General features: G+C 65.7%; 18 protein-coding genes. 5 read left to right on the plus strand and 13 right to left on the minus strand.

The window, feature by feature from the left end:
• Positions 1-5: 5 nt before the first annotated feature.
• Positions 6-1,118 carry a glycosyltransferase gene (locus tag LPW26_RS13605; protein WP_238735918.1) on the minus strand — a complete coding sequence of 371 codons (1,113 nt, stop codon included), beginning with the start codon at positions 1,116-1,118 and terminating at the stop codon, positions 6-8.
• A gap of 244 nt (positions 1,119-1,362) precedes the next feature.
• Here LPW26_RS13605 and LPW26_RS13610 point away from each other — a divergent pair, with 244 nt between their 5' ends.
• Positions 1,363-2,310, plus strand: a complete 948-nt coding sequence (locus LPW26_RS13610) for a UDP-glucuronic acid decarboxylase family protein (RefSeq protein ID WP_238735919.1) — start codon at positions 1,363-1,365, stop codon at positions 2,308-2,310.
• A gap of 26 nt (positions 2,311-2,336) precedes the next feature.
• Positions 2,337-2,816 (plus strand): RNA pyrophosphohydrolase, encoded by a 480-nt coding sequence (locus tag LPW26_RS13615; protein WP_238735920.1) that lies wholly within the window; start codon positions 2,337-2,339, stop codon positions 2,814-2,816.
• A gap of 187 nt (positions 2,817-3,003) precedes the next feature.
• Here LPW26_RS13615 and LPW26_RS13620 read toward each other — a convergent pair whose 3' ends face one another.
• From LPW26_RS13620 to LPW26_RS13640, 5 genes are all read right to left on the minus strand, one after another.
• Positions 3,004-3,411: a F0F1 ATP synthase subunit epsilon gene (locus LPW26_RS13620; RefSeq protein WP_238735921.1), complete on the minus strand. Its 408-nt coding sequence runs from the start codon at positions 3,409-3,411 to the stop codon at positions 3,004-3,006.
• Between the two features lie 95 nt (positions 3,412-3,506).
• On the minus strand, positions 3,507-4,937 hold the full coding sequence (atpD, locus tag LPW26_RS13625) for a F0F1 ATP synthase subunit beta (RefSeq protein ID WP_238735922.1): 1,431 nt from the start codon (positions 4,935-4,937) through the stop codon (positions 3,507-3,509).
• Positions 4,938-5,007: 70 nt separating this feature from the next.
• Entirely contained in the window at positions 5,008-5,883 is an 876-nt protein-coding gene (locus LPW26_RS13630) for a F0F1 ATP synthase subunit gamma (protein ID WP_238735923.1), read from the minus strand.
• Between the two features lie 142 nt (positions 5,884-6,025).
• Positions 6,026-7,558, minus strand: a complete 1,533-nt coding sequence (gene atpA / locus LPW26_RS13635; protein WP_238735924.1) for a F0F1 ATP synthase subunit alpha — start codon at positions 7,556-7,558, stop codon at positions 6,026-6,028.
• The gene (locus tag LPW26_RS13640) at positions 7,558-8,118 is read right to left on the minus strand and encodes a F0F1 ATP synthase subunit delta (protein WP_238736040.1); all 561 of its coding nucleotides are present in this window, start codon (positions 8,116-8,118) and stop codon (positions 7,558-7,560) included. Before LPW26_RS13640 ends, atpA begins: the two co-directional genes overlap by 1 nt.
• A 602-nt stretch (positions 8,119-8,720) precedes the next feature.
• Here LPW26_RS13640 and LPW26_RS13645 point away from each other — a divergent pair.
• On the plus strand, positions 8,721-9,227 hold the full coding sequence (locus LPW26_RS13645; RefSeq protein WP_238735925.1) for a septal ring lytic transglycosylase RlpA family protein: 507 nt from the start codon (positions 8,721-8,723) through the stop codon (positions 9,225-9,227).
• Between the two features lie 213 nt (positions 9,228-9,440).
• Here the strand turns inward: LPW26_RS13645 and LPW26_RS13650 are convergent, their stop codons facing one another.
• On the minus strand, positions 9,441-11,648 hold the full coding sequence (locus LPW26_RS13650) for a primosomal protein N' (protein ID WP_238735926.1): 2,208 nt from the start codon (positions 11,646-11,648) through the stop codon (positions 9,441-9,443).
• Between the two features lie 229 nt (positions 11,649-11,877).
• Between LPW26_RS13650 and LPW26_RS13655 the strand changes: the two genes are divergently transcribed.
• Positions 11,878-12,849, plus strand: a complete 972-nt coding sequence (locus tag LPW26_RS13655) for a tyrosine recombinase XerC (protein WP_238735927.1) — start codon at positions 11,878-11,880, stop codon at positions 12,847-12,849.
• Between the two features lie 144 nt (positions 12,850-12,993).
• Complete coding sequence (locus LPW26_RS13660; protein ID WP_238735928.1) at positions 12,994-13,584, plus strand: DUF4337 domain-containing protein; 591 nt, start codon at positions 12,994-12,996, stop codon at positions 13,582-13,584.
• A gap of 34 nt (positions 13,585-13,618) precedes the next feature.
• Here the strand turns inward: LPW26_RS13660 and LPW26_RS13665 are convergent, their stop codons facing one another.
• From LPW26_RS13665 to LPW26_RS13690, 6 genes are all read right to left on the minus strand, one after another.
• Positions 13,619-14,158 carry a hypothetical protein gene (locus LPW26_RS13665; protein ID WP_238735929.1) on the minus strand — a complete coding sequence of 180 codons (540 nt, stop codon included), beginning with the start codon at positions 14,156-14,158 and terminating at the stop codon, positions 13,619-13,621.
• A gap of 51 nt (positions 14,159-14,209) precedes the next feature.
• A complete protein-coding gene (lpdA, locus tag LPW26_RS13670) occupies positions 14,210-15,613 on the minus strand; it encodes a dihydrolipoyl dehydrogenase (protein ID WP_238735930.1) in 1,404 nt (467 codons plus the stop codon).
• Positions 15,614-15,643: 30 nt separating this feature from the next.
• On the minus strand, positions 15,644-16,390 hold the full coding sequence (locus tag LPW26_RS13675) for an SDR family oxidoreductase (RefSeq protein WP_238735931.1): 747 nt from the start codon (positions 16,388-16,390) through the stop codon (positions 15,644-15,646).
• Positions 16,391-16,397: 7 nt separating this feature from the next.
• Positions 16,398-16,799, minus strand: a complete 402-nt coding sequence (locus tag LPW26_RS13680) for an MAPEG family protein (protein ID WP_238735932.1) — start codon at positions 16,797-16,799, stop codon at positions 16,398-16,400.
• 60 nt (positions 16,800-16,859) lie between these two features.
• Positions 16,860-18,119, minus strand: a complete 1,260-nt coding sequence (gene odhB, locus LPW26_RS13685) for a 2-oxoglutarate dehydrogenase complex dihydrolipoyllysine-residue succinyltransferase (protein ID WP_238735933.1) — start codon at positions 18,117-18,119, stop codon at positions 16,860-16,862.
• 101 nt (positions 18,120-18,220) lie between these two features.
• Positions 18,221-21,178, minus strand: coding sequence for a 2-oxoglutarate dehydrogenase E1 component (locus LPW26_RS13690; RefSeq protein ID WP_238735934.1), 2,958 nt, complete (start codon positions 21,176-21,178; stop codon positions 18,221-18,223).
• Positions 21,179-21,187: the final 9 nt, after the last annotated feature.

Genomic DNA, 21,187 nt, shown 5'->3' on the forward strand with positions numbered 1-21,187 from the left:
GTCGCTCACTCCAAACCCAGCGCCACCCGGAGGATATGGTCGCAATGCGCCTTCACGGTGTGGTGGGCCAGCACGTGGTCGCGCGCGGCCGTCGCCATGGTGCGCAGCTTGTCCTTGTCGGCGAGTGCACCCAGCACGGCGCGCTCCAGTCCGCCGGGCTCGATGTCGTAATAGACGCCGTGCTGGCCCGCCAGCAGCGGCGCGTAGCGCGCGATGGTCGGGTTGTTCATCACCGGCACCGCCTGCACCAGCGGCGCCTCGTAGTGGCGATAGCAGTCCCAGCCCATGCCTTCCGGCGACCACGCCAGCCAGGAATGCGACATCCGCTCCATGAAGGCATCGTAGGGTAGCCGCTCGGTCGGCTGGTCGATCCGCACCCCGGCGGCCCGCAGCCGCTCCAGCTCGGCGAGCCCTGCGGCGCGCACGGTCGAGTTGCCGACGATGCCGCCGGAGAAGAACAGGTCGTGAGTCTTTTCCGGAAACGGCGCGTCGCGCCAGCGGCTCTCGAATCGATATTGCGGCAGTGAGATCGGTCGCAGCCGCTCGATGCGTTGCTGCCATTTGGCGCTGCGCCGGTAGCGCAGCGTCGGCAGATGCGGGTGCACCGTGCCGGCCAGCACCTGCCAATTGTCGGCCGGTAGCTCGCGTTTGAAATACGCCTTGGCCTTGTCGAGCAGGAACACGCTGCTCTTGGAGATCTGGAACGAGTCGTCCATCTCGACCGCGACCAGCGGCACCGGCACGTCGAGCCAGCGCAGCATGCTGGGTCCGAACTGCCGCGTCAGCGCGGCCCACGGGTTGGTCGGGGTGTAGAAGATGCCGCGCGCCCAGTAGCGCGGATGCCAGGGCGAATAGCGCAGGCTGTTGACCACGACGACATCATAGGCCCCGTCTCGCGCCGCGCGCAGCTCGCGCCAGATCCGATCCGGCGTCGAGAAGCCGTCGAGCTTGCCGAAATCGTCGGTGAGCTTGGTCCAGGTCCACAGGCAGGTGGTCCGCTCGGGATACTGCAGCTTGAAATAGCCGCCGCCGATCTCGAGGATCCGGGCCTGCGAAAGATCCTTGCTGGTGGTCGGACGGTGGTCGGCGGGTTTGGGCGTTGCGGGATGATCGCTCATGAAGGTGGGATCGCCTGCAGGCACGCTCGCCCTGAATTCGCGCGGATCGACGTGATCCCGCATCCGCGGCCGGCACGCATGCGCCGCTGGCCGGTTCGGCGCTTGCCTAGCATGGGGTTTCTTGCCATTCAATGCGGCGGAAAACGGCCGTCGCGACACGAGGGCGCGTGCATTTGACAGCCATTCCGGCAGCCGTCCGCGAACGTGGACGCACCGGGACGAGGCTCCAGCCCAGGACTGCGCGATGCGATTGTCTCGTCGAATTCTCGTCAGCGGCGGCGCCGGCTTCATCGGCTCGCATCTGTGCGACAAGCTGCTGGCCGAAGGCCATGAAGTGCTCTGCGTCGACAACTACTTCACCGGCTGGCGGCGCAACATCGAGCATCTGGTCGGTGCACCGCGCTTCGAGGTGATGCGCCACGACGTCACCTTCCCGCTCTATGTCGAAGTCGACGACATCTACAATCTCGCCTGCCCGGCCTCGCCGGTGCACTACCAGCACGATCCGGTGCAGACGCTGAAGACCAGCGTGCACGGCGCCATCAACATGCTGGGCCTCGCCAAGCGCACGCGCGCGAAGATCTTTCAGGCCTCGACCAGCGAGGTGTACGGCGATCCGAACGTGCATCCGCAACCCGAGAGCTATTGGGGCCACGTCAATCCGCTCGGCATCCGTGCCTGCTACGACGAGGGCAAGCGCGCCGCCGAGACGCTGTTCTTCGACTACCACCGCCAGCACAAGGTGCGGATCAAGGTAGCGCGGATCTTCAACACCTACGGGCCGCGGATGCATCCGAACGACGGCCGCGTGGTGTCGAACTTCATCGTCCAGGCGCTGTCCGGCCAGGACATCACCATCTACGGAGACGGCAGCCAGACCCGCTCGTTCTGCTACGTCACCGACCTGCTCGACGGCTTCGCCAGGCTGATGGCGAGCGACGACGCGTTCATCGGTCCGGTCAATCTCGGCAACCCGGTCGAGTTCAGCATTCGGCAGCTCGCCGAGTTGGTGATCGAGTTGACCGATTCGAAATCCAGGATCGTCGCGCTGCCGCTGCCGTCCGACGATCCGCGGCAGCGCCAGCCGGATATCACGCTGGCGCGCAACGCGCTCGGCTGGGAGCCGAAGGTCGCGCTCGCCGACGGGTTGAAGGAGACGATCGTCTACTTCCGCACGCTGTTGGCGTCGTGAGCGAGCCGGCGCCCACCGAGTCCCCATTGTACCGGCGCAATGTCGGCATCGCGCTGTTTAACCCCGAGGGCCGCGTGCTGATTGGCCGCCGGTTTCGCGACGACGGTCCTGAGATCGTCCTGCCCGGCCTCGAATGGCAGATGCCGCAAGGCGGCATCGACGAAGGCGAGGTGCCGGAGGTCGCGGTGATGCGCGAGCTGTGGGAGGAGACCGGCGTGCGGCACGCCGACATCCTCGGCGAAACGGACTGGATGAATTACGACTTCCCGCCTTACGACGGGCCGCCGCATCGGCTCGGGATGTTTCGTGGCCAGCGGCAAAAGTGGTTCGCGCTGCGCTACACCGGCGACGAAAGCGAGATCGACCCGCTCGCGGTGCGCAACGACATGCCGCCGGAATTCGACGCCTGGCGCTGGGAGCGCCTCGACCGCGTCGCCGATCTGGTGGTGCCGTTCCGGCGCGACGTCTACCGCGAAGTGGCGCGGAGTTTTGCGCGGTTCGTGTGACCCATCTCCCCCGTCATTCCGGGGCGCTTGCGTAGCAAGCGAACCCGGAATCCCGAGCTGGTGAGCAATCGTTTCCACAACCTCCGGATTCCGGGTTCGCGGGCTTCGCCCGCGCCCCGGAATGACATGGCTTGGGCCCCAGGCAGTGATTTAGTTCAGCACCGCAAAGCGAACACCGGCCCGCGGCTCAGTGCATCGCGGTGGTGTTGAGCTGGTGCTGGATGCTCTTGTAGTGATCCAGCCGCTCGATCGAGCGGTCGAGTTCGTCGCCGACCTTGCCGGGGAGCTGCTGCTCCATGGTGGTGATGGTCTCGGCAAAGCCCTGCAGGTCCATCTCGGTCGCCGCGGTGGCGACGTCGGCCAGCACGGTCAGACCCTTCTCGGACACTTCGGCGATGCCGCCCAGCACCACGATCTTGCGCTGGCTGCCGCCGGCCGTCACCGTCAGGATGCCGGGACGGATCGTCGCCACCACCGGCGCGTGGCCGGCGAGCACGCCGAAATCACCCTCGGTGCCCGGGATGTCGACCTGATCGACCTCGCCGGAGAAGGCGACCATTTCGGGCGAAACCAGATCGAAGTGGAAGGTGGCCATTGGAAGTACCTGCGAATAGCGAATAGCGAATGGCGAATGGCGAGGGAGCAGCGGCGGCGAGACTATTCGCTATTCGCTACTCCCTATTCGCTCTCTTAGGCCGCTTCCGCAGCCAGCTTCTTGCCCTTTTCGACGGCTTCTTCGATGGCGCCGACCATGTAGAACGCCGCTTCCGGCAGGTGGTCGTACTTGCCTTCGCAGATCGCGCGGAAGCCCTTGATGGTGTCGGCGAGGTCGACGAACTTGCCCGGCGAGCCGGTGAAGATTTCGGCGACGAAGAACGGCTGCGACAGGAAGCGCTCGATCTTGCGGGCGCGGGCGACCGCGAGCTTGTCCTCTTCGGACAGTTCGTCCATGCCCAGAATGGCGATGATGTCCTGCAGCGACTTGTACTTCTGCAGCACCTGCTGAACCATACGGGCGGTCTGGTAGTGCTCCTCGCCGACGATCAGCGGCGACAGCATGCGCGAGGTCGAGTCGAGCGGGTCCACCGCCGGGTAGATGCCCTTTTCGGAGATCGCGCGGTTCAGCACGGTCGTCGCGTCCAGATGGGCGAACGAGGTGGCGGGCGCCGGGTCGGTCAAGTCGTCGGCCGGCACGTAGATCGCCTGCACCGAGGTGATCGAGCCCTTATGGGTGGTGGTGATGCGCTCCTGCAGCGCACCCATGTCGGTCGCGAGCGTCGGCTGATAACCCACCGCCGAAGGAATACGGCCGAGCAGCGCCGACACTTCCGAGCCGGCCTGGGTGAAGCGGAAGATGTTGTCGACGAAGAACAGCACGTCCTGGCCCTGATCGCGGAAGTGCTCGGCGACGGTCAGACCCGACAGCGCGACGCGGGCGCGGGCGCCGGGCGGCTCGTTCATCTGGCCGTACACGAGGGCGCACTTGGAGCCTTCGCCGCCGCCCTTCTTGTTCACGCCGGATTCGATGAACTCGTGATAGAGGTCGTTGCCTTCGCGGGTGCGCTCGCCGACGCCGGCGAACACCGAGTAACCACCGTGGGCCTTGGCGACGTTGTTGATCAGTTCCTGAATCAGCACGGTCTTGCCGACGCCGGCGCCGCCGAACAGGCCGATCTTGCCGCCCTTGGCGTAGGGCGCCAAGAGGTCGACGACCTTGATGCCGGTGACGAGAATTTCAGCTTCGGTCGACTGGTCGGTGTAGGTCGGCGCTTCGGCGTGGATCGGGCGAAGGCCTTCGTTCGACACCGGGCCCTGCTCGTCGACCGGCTCGCCGATGACGTTCATGATGCGGCCGAGCGTACCGACGCCGACCGGCACCATGATGGGCGAACCGGTGTCGGTGACTTCCTGGCCACGGACCAGACCCTCGGTGGTGTCCATCGCGATGGTGCGGACGGTCGATTCGCCGAGATGCTGGGCGACTTCGAGCACCAGGCGGTTGTCGCCGTTCTTGGTCTCGATCGCGTTCAGAATGGCCGGCAGGTGGCCTTCGAACTGCACGTCGACGACGGCGCCGATGACCTGGGTGATGCGTCCGGTCTGATTGGCGGGTGTAGCCATTAAACTCTCTCCCTGAAGTCCGAAATCGAAATCGCGGTCGTCGACCGGATGTAAGCCTGAAGAAGTGCGGTCAGATCGCCTCGGCGCCCGAGATGATCTCGATCAGTTCCTTGGTGATCATCGCCTGCCGGGTGCGGTTGTAGATCAGCGTCTGCTTCCTGATCATGTCGCCTGCGTTGCGGGTGGCGTTGTCCATTGCGCTCATCTGCGCGCCGTAGAACGATGCGTTGTTTTCCAGAAGCGCCCGGAAGATCTGCACCGCGAGGTTGCGCGGCAGCAGCGTCGAGAGGATCTCGTCCTCTTCGGGCTCGTAGTCGTAGGACGTCGCCACGGTGCCGGCGGCGGGCGCCTCGACAACCAGCGGGATCAGCTGCTGCGCGGTCGGGACCTGCGAGATCACCGATTTGAAGCGCGAATAGAACAGCGTGCAGACGTCGAATTCGCCGTTGTTGAAGCGGGCGATCACCTTGCGGGCGATGTCTTCGGCGTTGACGAAGCCGAGCTGGCGCACGGAGCGCAGCTCGATGTTCTCGATGATCTGCTTGTCGAAGGTGCGGCGCAGCTGCTCGTAGCCCTTGCGGCCGACGCAAAAGAATTTGACTTCCTTGCCCTGGTTCATCAGCGCCAGCGCGCGTTCGCGCGCCAGGCGGACGATCGACGAGTTGAACGCGCCCGACAGGCCGCGCTCGCCGGTGCACACCAGCAGCAGATGAACCTGATCCTTGCCGGTGCCGGCGAGCAGAACCGGTGCGCCGGGCGAGCCCGCCGCGGCGCCGGCGATGTTCGAGATCACCGCGTCCATTTTCTCGGCGTAGGGCCGGGCGGCTTCCGCCGCGGTCTGGGCGCGGCGCAGCTTCGAAGCCGCGACCATCTGCATCGCCTTGGTGATCTTCTGCGTCGCCTTGGTCGAGGCGATGCGGACGCGCATGTCCTTAAGTGAAGCCATTCTCAGTCCACCCCGACGATCAGATCGACAATCCGACCGCAAACCTCACATTCGTCATGCCCGGGCTCACCCCGGGCATCCACGATTTTGAAATCTCGCGCACAAGATGCGGATGGCCGGCTTACGCCGGCCACGACCGCTCTTAGGCGAAGGTCTTGGCGTAGCTCTCGACCACCGCCTTCAGCTTGGCGGCCGTGTCGTCCGACAGGTCGCGGCTGGTGCGGATCGCGTCGAGGATCGCCGACTCCTTGCCGCGCAGCAGCGACAGCAGGCCGTCCTCGAAGGCGCGAACCTTGGCGACCGGCAGCGCATCGAGATAGCCGTTGGTGCCGGCCCAGATCACCACCACCTGCTCTTCCATCTTCAGCGGCGAGAACTGCGGCTGCTTCAGGAGTTCGGTGAGGCGCGAGCCGCGGTTCAGCAGACGCTGGGTCGAGGCGTCGAGGTCGGAGCCGAACTGCGCGAACGCCGCCATTTCGCGGTACTGCGCGAGCTCGCCCTTGATCTTGCCGGCGACCTTCTTCATCGCCTTGGTCTGCGCCGACGAACCGACGCGCGACACCGACAGACCGACGTTCACGGCCGGACGGATGCCCTGGAAGAACAGATCGGTTTCCAGGAAGATCTGGCCGTCGGTGATCGAAATCACGTTGGTCGGGATGTAGGCCGACACGTCGTTGGCCTGGGTTTCGATGACCGGCAGGGCGGTCAGCGAGCCGGCGCCGTGATCGTCGTTCAGCTTGGCGGCGCGCTCGAGCAGGCGGGAGTGCAGATAGAACACGTCGCCCGGATAGGCTTCGCGGCCCGGCGGACGGCGCAGCAGCAGCGACATCTGGCGATAGGCAACGGCCTGCTTGGACAGATCGTCATAGATGATGACGGCGTGCATGCCGTTGTCGCGGAAGTATTCGCCCATCGTGCAGCCGGTGAACGGCGCGATGTACTGCATCGGCGCCGGGTCCGACGCGGTGGCGGCGACGACGATCGAATATTCCAGCGCGCCCTGCTCTTCCAGCACCTTGACGAACTGGGCGACGGTCGAACGCTTCTGGCCGACCGCGACGTAGACGCAGTACAGCTTCTGCGATTCCGGCGCGCCTTCGACGTTGAGCGGCTTCTGGTTCAGAATGGTGTCGAGCGCGATCGCGGTCTTGCCGGTCTGACGGTCGCCGATGATCAGCTCGCGCTGGCCGCGGCCGACCGGGATCAGGGCGTCGATCGCCTTGAGGCCGGTCGCCATCGGCTCGTTCACCGACTTGCGCGGAATGATGCCGGGCGCCTTGACGTCGACGCGCTTGCGTTCGGTCGCCTGGATCGGACCCTTGCCGTCGATCGGGTTGCCGAGCGCGTCGACGACGCGGCCGAGCAGGCCCTTGCCGACCGGCGTATCGACGATCGAGCGCGTGCGCTTGACGGTCTGGCCTTCCTTGATCTCGCGGTCGGCGCCGAAGATCACGACGCCGACGTTGTCGGTTTCGAGGTTCAGCGCCATGCCGCGCGTGCCGTTCTCGAACTCGACCATTTCACCGGCCTGAACGTTGTCGAGACCGTAGACGCGGGCAATGCCGTCGCCGACGGACAACACCTGTCCGACCTCGGTGACTTCGGCTTCCTGGCCGAAATTCTTGATCTGGTCCTTGAGGATCGCGGAAATTTCCGCGGCGCGGATGTCCATCAGCCTGCCTCTTTCATCGCGTGCTTAATCGAATTGAGTTTGGTGCGGATCGAACTGTCGACCATGCGGCTGCCGAGCTTAACGACAAGCCCGCCGATGATCGCCGGATCGACGTTGACATTGAGGGTGACGTCTTTGCCGGTCACCGACTTCAGCGCGGTCTTCAGCGCTTCCAGATTCTTGTCGCTGAGGTTCTCGGCGACGGTGACGTCGGCGGTCGCCTCGCCCTTGAACCTTGCCACCAGCGACCGAAAGGCGCGGATCACATCGGCGACCACGAACAGGCGGCGATTGGCGGCGAGCAACTTCAGGAAGTTGGCGCTGATGCCGGCGATGCCGGCCTTGTCCAGCACCGCGCCGAGCGCCTTGGCCTGAACGTCGGCGCCGAACACCGGGCTGCGCACCAGGCGCAACAGGTCCGGGCTGTCCTTCAGCAGGGCGCTGAACTTGTCCAGATCGGCCTTGACCACATCGATGACTTTCTCATCGCGGGCCAGTTCAAACAGGGCGGTCGCGTAACGACCAGAGACTCCGGAAACCGATGGATCTTCAGATGCCACAGACGCGCTCTTTTGTGCTGTCAAATTGCCAAGAGACAAACCGTCGCCAAGTCGCGGCGCCCCGATTTAAGCCCTTGGAATTCAAGCTGGACTTGGATTTTGGACCGGCACGACGGAGCCGGCGACCTTTAAAATCGCGGCTTTGCTAACATAGCGCGCGCACGCGTGCAACATGACGCACCACGTCCGGACGGTCTGTCGCATTTCTTCTTTGCGGCAACGCCGCGCGGCGGAATTCGGCGCGAGCCTCCCGCCCGCCGCTCCGGCCTCCCGGCGCCGGCTCCAAAGCCGTTGCAGAGGCCCACCGGTGCCTGCCAGCGCCTCCATCAAGTCTTGCGCTCGACTTGGCGAACCAAAGGTTGGCCCTAATAAAGACTTACGCCTTTAGTATTCGAGTGTATCCGAAAGCCGTAGTAAGAATTTCCGCGTAACGCAATGCTGGGCTTTTTGATCCGGCTCATCGCTTCAAAGTTTATTTCAGCGGAGAAACGATTCGATCGTTCGTCAACATCTTGCCTCATTACGCAGCGAACGCTCCACCATCGTAAATGGGACGGGGGTTCCACTTACCGCACGTGTGGTAATACTGAGGGCTTACATTAATGACTAATACGAAGAAGTCTCCGCCGGGACTCGTAACCCGGCCGCGTACGGCGGTTGCCTTGATCGCCGCCACTGTCCTGATCAGCGGGGCTATCACCAGCGAAGCCTCGGCGCGCTCGAAGCGCCATCATCACCACCACAGCCACAGCCACAGCCATCATCACCGCCATCACGCCCAGACCGATTGGCGCGACGCCAATGCGTCGCTTGCCTCGAACGGCGGCGGCCGCAGCTTCTCCGGGATGGCGTCGTATTACGGCAACGAGTCCGGCAGCCGCACCGCCTCGGGTCAGCGCTTCAATGCCGGCGCCATGACTGCCGCCCACCGCAGCCTGCCGTTCGGCACCAAGCTGCGCGTCACCCATGGCGGCCGCAGCGTCGTCGTCACCATCAATGATCGCGGGCCGTTCATTCGTGGCCGAGTGCTCGATCTGTCGACCGGCGCGGCGCGCGCGATCGGTCTCACCAGCCGCGGGGTCGGCCGTGTGGTTGCGGAAGTGATGTAACCGCAGAGCGGTCCGCTTCCTCTCTTTAGAAAAACATATCGAGTCCGAATGGCCGCGATCCGTCGCGCGCCCAATCTGCGGCCTGCCGTCAGCCCGACGGCAGGCTTTCTTTTTGCGCGTCGGGCGAGTGTGCCTGCGCGACGTGCGCATCGGCTGCACGTGAGTAACGCACCAACCACCGCAAGGTTTCGGCCGATCACGGATCGAACAAGACTACAGGAAGCTTTGCGGATCGACGTCGACTTCGAGCTTGAGATTTCCCTTGGTCTTCGGTGCCTGCGCCAGCCATGAGCGCAAATAGTTCGACAGATCGAACGATCGCACCGATTTCACCAGCAGCCGGAATCGATAGCGCCCCTTGATCACCGCGAGCGGCGCCTCGGCGGGGCCGAGCACCTGGACGCGCTCGTCGACCGGCGCGCAGCCCGCGAGCTTGCGGGCGAAGCCTTCGGCGGTCGGCCGGTCGCCGGCCGAAATGATCAGGCTGGCGAGTCGGCCGAACGGCGGATACAGCGTGCGCTCGCGGAGATCGATTTCGCTGGCGTAGAAGGCCTCGCGATCGGACGCGACCAGCGCCTTCATCACCGGATGCTCCGGCTGATGGGTCTGCAGGAAGCCGACGCCGCGGCCCTGCTCGCGGCCCGCGCGGCCGATCACCTGATTGAGCAACTGAAAGGTGCGCTCGGCGGCGCGCGGATCGCCGTTGCTGAGGCCCAAATCCGCATCGACCACGCCGACCAGATTGAGCCGCGGAAAATTGTGGCCCTTGGCGACCAGCTGGGTGCCGATGATGATGTCGACGCGGCCCTCGGCGATGTCGTTGAGCTCGCTCCGCATCGCCTCGATCGAGGTGATCAGGTCGCTCGACAGCACCATGGTGCGCGCATTCGGAAACAGGCTCGCCGCTTCTTCTTGCAGCCGCTCGACGCCGGGTCCGACCGCGACCAAAGATTCCTCGGCTCCGCAATGCGGGCACTGATGCGGCCGAGGCATCGAGAAGCCGCAGTGATGGCAGACCAGCCGCTGCCGGAAGCGATGGTCGACCAGCCAGGCGTCGCAGATCGTGCAGGCGAAGCGATGGCCGCAGGCCCGGCACAGCGTCAGCGGCGCATAGCCGCGCCGGTTGAGAAACAGCAGCGCCTGCTCTTTGCGCTCGATGGCGTGGCTGATCTGCTCGGCCAGCACCGGCGAGACGAAGCGGCCGCGCGGCGGCGGTGCGCGCCGCAGATCGATCGCCTCGATCTGCGGCATGTGCTGGCCGCCGAATCGCGACGGCAGCGGAATCCGCTGGTAGCGGCCCTTGCGGGCATTGACCTCGGTCTCCACCGACGGCGTTGCGGAGGCCAGCACGATCGGAATCTTGGCGATGCTCGCCCGCACCACCGCCATGTCGCGGGCGTGATAATGCGCGCCGTCTTCCTGCTTGTAGGCCTGGTCGTGCTCCTCATCGACGATGATCAGGCCGAGATCGGCGTAAGGCAGAAACAGCGCCGAGCGGGCACCGACCACGACGCGTGCCTCGCCGGCCGCGATCGCCGCCCAGTTGCGGGCGCGGGTGCGCGGCGTCAGTTCGGAGTGCCATTCGAGCGGCCGCACGCCGAAGCGCAGCGCGAAGCGGTCGAGGAATTGCCCGGTCAGCGCAATCTCGGGCATCAGGATCAGGGTCTGACGGCCCTGCCGAATCACATCTGCGACGGCTTCGAAATACACTTCGGTCTTGCCGGAGCCGGTGACGCCGTCGAGCAGCGCCGCCCGGAAGCCGCCGCCCGCTTTGACCAGTTCGCGCATGGTCTCGGCAGCTTGCGCCTGATCGGGCGAAAAATCCGCCGGCGCGAAATCCGGATCGGGCAGCGGCGCCGCCGGCTCGCGCGGCATCGCTTCGACGTGCAGGGTGCCTTCGTCGACCAGGCCGTCGATCACGCCGGGGCTGACGCCCGCTTCCCTGGCGACGTCGGATTTGCCGTGCAGCAAGCCGTCAGACAGGATCTCGATCAGCCGCCGCCGTGCCGACGTCATCCGCTGCGGCGGCGGTCCCACCAGCCGCACGCCCATCCGCTGACGTTCGGGACCGAGCTCGCCCATCCGCAGCGTCATCCGCAGCACCTGGCCGCGCGGCGACAGCGTGTAATTGGCGACCCAGTCGACCATCCGCCGCAGCTCTTCGCGCAGCGGCGGGATGTCGAGCTTTTCGGAGACGTCCTTGAGCCGGTTGTGCAGCCGCGGGTCGGGATTGGGATTCTCGGCCCACACTACGCCCAGCACCTCGCGCGGCCCGAGCGGCACGCCGACGACATCGCCCGGCTTCAGCTCGAGCCCGCGCGGCACCCGGTACGAATAGGCCTGATCGACCGCGACCGGCACCTGCACGTCGACAACGCGCATCGCCGAAGGCGAGGCCGGGCTGGTTCGGGAGTCGTCCATCGCCCCGGTGTGACGCCAAAGCCGGCTTTCATCAATGGGAAAGGAAATCGGCTATGATCGGCCACGACCTCCGCGTCATTGCGAGGAGCTAAGCGACGAAGCAATCCAGCTCCGTGCACTGCGCTGGATTGCTTCGCGGAGCCTGTCATCGGGCGGCGCTTTGCGCCGACCCGTTGGCTCGCAATGACGGAGAGGCTCCCGTTTCAATCGGCATTCACATAAGCACCACATGGCCAAAGCACAGCCTGCCCCCGCCCCGATCGATCTCGACTGCGCGGCCGCTGACCTCAATGCGGAGTTCACCCGCTGGCTGGCGCATCTGCGTGCCGAGCGGCGGCTGTCCGGCAAGACGCTGGAGGCCTATGCGCGTGACCTGCGGCAGTTTCTGCTGTTTCTCTCCGGCCATTGGGGCGGCGAAGTCACGCTCGGCCGGTTCGCGCGGCTGGAGGCGACCGACGTGCGCGCCTTCATGGCGGCGCGGCGGGCCGATGCGATTGCCGGCCGCTCGCTGATGCGGGCGCTGGCGGGGCTGCGCTCGTTCGGCCGTTTCCTCGAACGCGAGGGCAAGGGCCGGGTCGGCGCGCTGGCGGCGGTGCGGGCGCCGAAGATCAAGAAGAGCCTGCCGAAGCCGATCCAGATCGCCGCCGCCAAGCGGCTGGCCGACGCCGATGAACGCGCCGGCGAGGATCGCGAAACCTGGGTGCTGATTCGCGACGCCGCCGTGATGGCGCTGCTGTACGGCTCCGGCCTGCGTATCTCCGAAGCGCTCGGGCTGAAGCGCCGCGACGTGCCGGCGCCCGGCAAGGGCGATACGCTGATCGTGCTCGGCAAAGGCAACAAGACCCGGATGGTGCCGGTGCTGCCGAGCGTGCTGGCGCAGATCGCCGACTACGCGGCCGCCTGCCCGCACCCGCTGCCGCCGGACGGCCCGATGTTCCTCGGCGCCCGTGGCGGGCCGCTCAGTCCCCGCATCATTCAGTTGGCGATGGAGCGGCTGCGCGGCGCGTTCGGGCTGCCGGATTCAGCCACCCCGCATGCGCTGCGCCACTCCTTCGCAACGCATCTGCTCACCCGCGGCGGCGATCTGCGCGCCATTCAGGAATTGCTCGGCCACGCCTCGCTGTCGACGACGCAGGTCTATACCGGCATCGACACTGAACGGCTGCTCGACGTCTATGCCAGCGCTCACCCGCGCGCTTAGGATGCCTCGGGTGAAAAGCGCAGGCGAAGGTGTTAGCAGCCCATCGCCGGGCTTGACCCGCTCTGCCTTCCAACTGACAAGTTCCTGATCTGATGATCACCAGCCCCGCATCGGGGCATGACGAATCGATGACAGGAGATACGCATGGGCGCGCACGAGAGCATGGAGCATGCCGAACACGCGGAGCATGCATCCGGCTCGAACAAGAAAATCGCGCTGCTGATTTCGGTCATCGCGCTGTTTCTCGCCTTCTCGGAAACGCTCGGCAAAGCATCACAAACGGAATCGCTCGCCAAGAACGTGGAGGCGTCGAACCTGTGGGCGTTTTTCCAGGCCAAGAGCATTCGCCGCACCGTGGTGCAGACGGTATCCGAAGAGGCGCGGCTCAGCATGAGCACGGTCGGCGACGAAGCCGCCAAAGCCGCGCTGCAAAAGCAGATCGAGGAATGGCAGAAGACCGCGCAGCGCTATCGCTCCGAGCCGGAGACCGGCGAAGGCTCCGAGCAGCTCGCGGCGCGCGCCAAGCACGCCGAGCATGACCGCGACCTGGCCCAGGCCCGCTACCATCATTACGAGCTGGCATCGGCCGCCTTCCAGATCGGCATCGTGCTGGCCTCGGCGACCATCATCACCGGGATGATCGCGCTGGCCTGGATATCCGGCGCGCTCGCCTTGACTGGACTCGCCTTCACGGCGATCGGCCTGTTCGCACCGCACGCGGTGCACCTGTTCTGATCGAAGCTTTTATTGATCGAAGAGGCGCCGCACCTCAGCGCGTCGCCCGGATGCGCTTGCGAAACTGCATTGCCTTGCGCAGCACGCGCTTGAACGGGCCGTCGCCCTCGCCGACGAAGGCGCTTAGTTGCGCGCGAATGCGCGCCATCACCGGGGCGACGATGTCGTGCGCCTTGGCCTTCACCCTCAGCACGAAGTCATAGACGCGCACGAACCACGCCATCTGCATCAGCTTCGGCTTGGTGACGTCGAAGATGAAGGCGATCAGGCCGAGCCCGACGAACTGCGCCAGGGCGAAGGCCAGGATGCCGGCGACGAAGTGCTGGGTGGCGATCAGCCACAGCGCGAAAAGCTTGAACGGGTAGAGCGGGATCAGCGGCACCACGAACACGATCAGCGCCATCGGCGGCGACAGGTGCGCGACGCGTTCGGTCGTCCAGGCCTTGATGGCGCGCAGCGGGACCGCGGCGACGATCCGCGCCACCCACGGTTCGAGATGCTCCCACAGCCACGCCTCGACCAGAAACAGGACGGCGAGGATGAACCAGAGCGGCTGCAGCAGACGGCGTTTCATGTCCCTCACGCTCCTGCCCGGCGCATGGCCCGGGCAGGTCATAGGCGAGAGTCACATATGGATGGCGCGTTTTCCGACCGCAAGCGCGGCTTCCTTTACGGCTTCCGAGCGGGTCGGGTGGGCGTGGCAGGTTCGGGCCAGATCCTCGGCGGAGCCGCCGAACTCCATCAGCACCGCCGCCTCGTGGATCATCTCGCCGGCCTCGCGGCCGACGATGTGGACGCCGAGCACGCGGTCGGTCTTGGCGTCGGCGAGGATCTTCACGAAACCATCGGTGGTCTGGTTGACCTTGGAGCGGCCATTGGCGGTGAACGGGAATTTGCCGACCGTGTAGGCGATTCCGGCCTGCTTGAGGTCTTCCTCGGTCTTGCCGACGCTGGACACTTCCGGCGTCGTGTAGACCACGCCCGGGATCACGTCGTAGTTCACGTGCCCGGCCTTGCCGGCGATGATCTCGGCGACCGCGACGCCCTCGTCTTCGGCCTTGTGGGCCAGCATCGGCCCGCGCACGACGTCGCCGATCGCGTAGACGCCCTTCACGGCGGTGGCGAAGTGATTGTCGATCTGCACCCGGCCGCGCTCGTCCAGCGCCACGCCGGCTTCCTTGAGACCGAGGCCCTCGGTGTAGGGCACGCGGCCGATCGCCACCAGCACGACGTCGGCTTCGAGCGTTTCCGGATTGCCGCCGGCCGAAGCTTCGACATTGACCTTGAGCTGATTGCCTGAGCTGTCCACGCCGGTGACCTTGGCGCCGAGCTTGAAGGCAAAACCCTGCTTCTCGAGGATGCGCTGGAACTGCTTGCAGACCTCGCCGTCCATGCCGGGCAGGATGCGGTCGAGGAATTCGACCACGGTGACCTGCGCGCCGAGCCGGCGCCACACCGAGCCGAGCTCGAGGCCGATCACGCCGGCGCCGACCACGATCAGCTTGCCCGGGACCTTGTCGAGCGCCAGCGCGCCGGTCGACGACACGATGCGCTTCTCGTCGATCTCGATGCCCTTGAGCTGGGCAACCGCCGAACCGGTGGCGATGACGATCGACTTGGTGTCGACGGTCTGTGCTTTGCCGTCGTTGCCGGTCACTTCGACCTTGCCGGTACCCAGCACCTTGCCGCGACCGACAATGACGTCGATCTTGTTCTTCTTCATCAGGTATTCGACGCCCTTGACGTTGCCGTCGATGCCCTGCTGCTTGAAGTCCATCATTGCCGGCAGATCGAGCTTCGGTGCCGGCACCGAGATGCCCATCTTGGCGAACGAATGCCCGGCCTCTTCGAACAGTTCGGAGGCATGCAGCAATGCCTTCGACGGCATGCAGCCGACGTTCAGGCAGGTGCCGCCGAGCGTGGCGTTCTTCTCGACCACCGCGACTTTGAGGCCGAGCTGGGCTGCGCGGATCGCGCAGACGTAACCGCCGGGGCCGGTGCCGATGACGACGAGATCGTAGGAGGCCATAGAACAATCCTGTAGTTGGCGCCGGGACGGCTAACGTCCGCCCGAGATATCGAAGATGGCGCTGGTGACATAGGAGGCCTCGTCCGACAGCAGCCAGACGACGGCATTGGCGATTTCGTCGGCGCGGCCGACGCGCCGCATCGGCACGTTGACGCTGAGCCGATGCGCGCGGTCCGGATCGCCGCCGGACGCGTGGATCTCGGTATCGATCAGACCCGGGCGGATCGCGGCGACGCGGATGCCTTCGCCGGCGACCTCGTGACCAAGCCCGATGGTGAAGGAATCGATCGCGCCTTTGGAGGCTGCGTAGTCGACATAGGTGTTGGGCGAGCCGAGCTTGGCGGCGACCGACGACAAATTGACGATGACGCCGCCCTGGCCGCCATGACGCGTCGACAGACGCTTCACGGCCTCGCGCGCGCACAGGATGCTGCCGGTGACATTGACCGCCATCATCCGCTGGATACGCTCGGCCGACATCTCATCGACCCGCGCGGTGGGACCGACGATGCCGGCGTTATTGACCAGGGCGCCGAGCGGGCCGAACCGGTCGGCCGCCGCGAACAGCGCCAGAATATCCGCCTCGCTGCCGACGTCGCATTTCACCGCGATCGCCTTGCCGTTGCTGGCTTCGATCTCCGCCACCGCCTCGTCGGCCGCGGCGGCGTTGCTGGCGTAGCCGACCACGACCTTGAAGCCGCGCTTCGCGCAGCCGAGCGCAGTGGCGCGGCCGATGCCGCGGCTGCCGCCGGTGATGATGACGACGCGATCGGTCATGCGCACCTCAGCTCAGCAGACGGATCAGCATGGCGACCAGCGCCAGCAGCGCCACGAACCAGACGATGCTGCGGGCGAACGGAATCTCGATGATGTAGAGCGGCGCATACAGAGCGCGGGCGACCAGCCAGACCACCGAGGCCGTCGCCGCGTAGCCGCCGGTCTTGCCGGTGACCGCCAGCGCCAGCGCGAGGCCGATGAAGGCCGGGTAGGTTTCGAGCAGGTTGCGGAAGGCGCGCGAGGCGCGGCCGGCGAACCGCCCCTTGGGCGTCCGTGGCTCGTCGCGGGGGCCGGCCTGATAGTCGCCCCCGAGCTCCATGGTGGTCGGGATCGAAGCGAGGAACATCTGCACGATCAGCAGCACCACACTCCAGCCCAGCACCGTGATCTCGGTCGGCATCGGCGGCATCAGTCCCCCCTAAGGTCCGCGGCGGCGCGCAGTATCGCGCCGCTCGCACTGACTTCAGTCTTAGAGATCCAGCACCAGACGGGCCGGATCTTCCAGGCTCTCCTTGACGCGGACCAGGAAGGTCACCGCTTCCTTGCCGTCGATCACGCGGTGATCGTAGCTGAGCGCCAGATACATCATCGGCCGAATTTCGATCTTGCCGCCGACCACCACCGGACGCTCCTGGATCTTGTGCATGCCGAGGATGCCGGACTGCGGCGCGTTCAGGATCGGCGTCGACATCAGCGAGCCGTAGATGCCGCCATTGGTGATCGTGAAGGTGCCGCCCTGCATCTCGTCGATCTTGAGCTGACCGTCACGGGCGCGCTTGCCGAAATCGACGATGCTCTTCTCGATGTCGGCGATCGACTTGGTATCGCAGTCGCGCACCACCGGCACGACCAGGCCCTTGTCGGTGCCGACGGCGACGCCGACATGGTAGTAGTTCTTGTAGATCAGGTCGGTACCGTCGATCTCGGCGTTGACGGACGGGATGTCCTTCAGCGCCTGGACGCAGGCCTTGGTGAAGAAGCCCATGAAGCCGAGCTTGGCGCCGTGCTTCTTCTCGAACACGTCCTTGTACTGCGCGCGCAGCGCCATGACGTTGGTCATGTCGACCTCGTTGAAGGTCGTCAGCATCGCGGCGGTGTTCTGAACTTCCTTGAGCCGGCGCGCGATGGTCTGGCGCAGCCGGGTCATCTTGACGCGCTCTTCGCGTGCGGCGTCGTCGGCCGGCGACGGCGCGCGGACCTGCACGGCGGCAGCCGGCTGATTGACCGGGGTCGGCGCGGCGGCGGCCTTCTCGATCGCCGCCAGCATGTCGCCCTTGGTGACGCGGCCATCCTTGCCGGAGCCCGGCACGGTCGAGGCATCGACGCCGCTCTCGGCTGACAACCGGCGAACCGACGGCGCCTGCGGCGCATCGGCCGGCGGCGCCTTCGCGGCTTCCTTGGCGGGAGCCGGAGCAGCGGCCGGAGCGGGCGCAGCCGCCGGGGCCGCAGCTTTGGCGGGCGCCGGCGCAGCAGCGGCCGGCTTGGCGGCGCCACCACCTTCGGTGATTTGGCCGAGCAGCGCGCCGACCGCGACGGTCTCGCCATCCTTGGCGACGATTTCGCCGAGCGTGCCGGCGGACGGCGCCGGCACTTCGATGGTCACCTTGTCGGTTTCGAGTTCGACCAACGGTTCGTCGACCGCCACCGAGTCGCCCGGCTTCTTGAACCAGCGGCCGATCGTCGCTTCGGTCACCGATTCGCCGAGGGTCGGAACGCGAATTTCAGTCATCGTCTGTTTTCCTTTTGCGGCGCTGCGGCCTCGTGCCGGCGCCAGCCCGTGAACCTATTCTCAGGAAGTCCGGAAGGCCGCCGGGCGGCGGCCTCCGCGGCTCAGCGCAGCGCCTCGTCGAGGAACGCCTTGAGCTGAGCGACATGCTTGGACATCAGGCCGGTCGCCGTCGCGGCCGAAGCGGCACGGCCGACATAACGCGGACGACGGTTGGTCGCGCCGGCCTGGTTCTGCACCCACTCCAGATACGGCTCGATGAAGTGCCAGCCGCCCATGTTGCGCGGCTCTTCCTGACACCACACCAGTTCGGCATCCTTGAACCGCGACATCTCGTGCACCAGCGTCTTCAGCGGCACCGGATAGAGCTGTTCGACGCGCAGCAGATAGATGTCGTCGACGCCGCGCTTCTCGCGCTCTTCGTAAAGGTCGTAGTAGACCTTGCCCGAGCACATCACGACGCGGCGGATCTTGGCGTCCGGCACGAGCTTGATCTTCTCGTCCGGCAAGGTCTGGGCATCGTCGAGCAGCACGCGGTGGAAGCTGGTGCCGGGGCCGAGCTCGTCGAGCCGCGACACCGCCCGCTTGTGGCGGAGCAGCGACTTCGGCGTCATCACGATCAAGGGCTTGCGGATCTCGCGCTTGAGCTGACGGCGCAGGGCGTGGAAGTAGTTCGCCGGCGTGGTCGGATACACCACCTGCATGTTGTCTTCGGCGCACATCTGCAGGAAGCGCTCGAGCCGGGCCGAGGAGTGCTCGGGGCCCTGGCCTTCGTAGCCGTGCGGCAGCAGGCAGACCAGGCCCGACATGCGCAGCCATTTGCGTTCGCCCGACGAGATGAACTGGTCGAACAGCACCTGCGCGCCGTTGGCGAAATCGCCGAACTGGGCTTCCCACAGCGTCAGCGTGTTCGGCTCGGCCAGCGAGTAGCCGTATTCGAACCCGAGCACCGCCTCTTCGGACAGCAGCGAGTTGATCACCTCATAGTGGCCCTGATCCGGGCCGAGGTGATTGAACGGCGTGTAGCGGGTCTCGTCTTCCTGGTCGATCAGCACCGAATGGCGCTGCGAGAAGGTGCCGCGCTCGCTGTCCTGACCGGACAGCCGGACGCGATTGCCCTCGTTGAGCAGCGACGAGAACGCTAGCGCTTCACCGGTCGCCCAGTCGATCCCGTTGCCGGAATCGATCGCCTTGGCGCGGTTTTCAAGGAAGCGCATCACCGTGCGGTGCAGGCGGAAACCTTCCGGCACCTTGGTGATCTTGGCGCCGATCTCCTTCAGCGTCTTGAGGTCGACGCCGGTGATGCCGCGGCGCGGATCCTCTTCCTGATCGGCCGACTTGAAGCCGGCCCATTTGCCGTCGAGCCAGTCGGCCTTGTTGGGCCGATAGGACGAGCCGGCTTCGAGCTCGGCGTCGAGCCGGGCGCGCCAGTCGGCCTTCGCCTTCTCGACCTCGCCCTCGGTGATCACGCCGTCGGCGATCAGCCGCTTGGAGTACAGCTCCAGCGTGGTCGGATGGCCGGCGATCTTGCGGTACATCGACGGCTGGGTAAACGACGGCTCGTCGCCTTCGTTATGGCCATGCCGGCGATAGCAGAACATGTCGATGACGACCGGCTTGTGGAACTTCTGCCGGTACTCGACCGCGATCTTGGCGGCGAACACCACCGCTTCCGGATCGTCGCCGTTCACATGGAAGATCGGCGCGTCGATCATCTTGGCGACGTCCGACGGATAGGGCGACGACCGCGAGTAGCGCGGATAAGTCGTGAAGCCGATCTGGTTGTTGACGATGAAGTGAATCGAGCCGCCGGTCCGATAGCCCTTGAGGTCGGACAGCGCGAAGCACTCCGCCACCACGCCCTGGCCGGCGAACGCAGCGTCGCCGTGCATCAGCAGGGGCAGCACCGAGACGCGCTCTTCCGGCAGATCGCCGTGCTGGTCCTGCTTGGCGCGGACCTTGCCGAGCACCACCGGGTCGACGATCTCGAGATGGGACGGGTTGGCGGTCAGCGACAGATGGACCTTGTTGTGGTCGAACTCGCGGTCCGACGAGGCGCCGAGGTGATACTTGACGTCGCCGGAGCCTTCGACTTCGTCGGGGTTGGCCGAGCCGCCCTTGAACTCGTGGAACAGCGCGCGGTGCGGCTTGCCCATCACCTGGGTCAGCACGTTGAGGCGGCCGCGATGCGGCATGCCGAGCACGATCTCGCGCACGCCGAGATTGCCGCCGCGCTTGATGATCTGCTCCAGCGCCGGAATCAGCGCTTCGCCGCCGTCGAGGCCGAACCGCTTGGTGCCGGTGAACTTCAGATCGCAGAACTTCTCGAAGCCTTCGGCCTCGACCAGTTTCATCAGGATCGCGCGCCGGCCCTCGCGAGTGAAGCTGATCTCCTTATCGGGACCTTCGATCCGCTCCTGCAGCCAGGCCTTCTGGGCGCCGTTCGAGATATGCAGGAACTCGATGCCCATGGTCTGGCAGTAAGTCCGCTCGCAGATCGCGACGATCTCGCGCAACGACCCGTATTCGAGGCCGAGCACGTGATCGAGGAAGATCTTGCGGTCGAGATCGGCCTCGGTGAAGCCGTAGCTGCGGATATCGAGCTCTTCGTGATCTTTGGCGGCTTCCAGTCCGAGCGGATCGAGCTTGGCGTGGAAATGGCCTCGCATGCGGTAGGCGCGGATCAGCATCAGGGCGCGAACGGAATCGCGGGTCGCCTGATTGACGTCGGCGGTCGACAGCTCGACGCCCTTGGTCTGCGCCTTGGCCTGAATCTTCTGGCCGACGGTCTTTTCGACCTGGGCCCAGTTGCCGTCGAGCGCCGAGGTCAAATCGTCGCGCGGCGTCAGCGGCCAGTTCGGCTGCTCCCAGGACGGACCCTCGGCGTTCTTCTGGATGTCGCCCGGATTGTCTTTCAGACTCCGGAAGAATGCCTGCCAGTCGGCATCGACGGAAGACGGGTCGTTTTCATAGCGGGAGTAGAGGTCGTCGATGTAGGTGGCATTGGCGCCCTGCAAAAACGAAGAGAGGGCGAAAGCGGCATTCGCGTCCTGGCGAGACATGATTGCTTC

The organism is Rhodopseudomonas infernalis (assembly GCF_022271405.1).
Taxonomy (GTDB): Bacteria; Pseudomonadota; Alphaproteobacteria; order Rhizobiales; family Xanthobacteraceae; genus Rhodopseudomonas; species Rhodopseudomonas infernalis.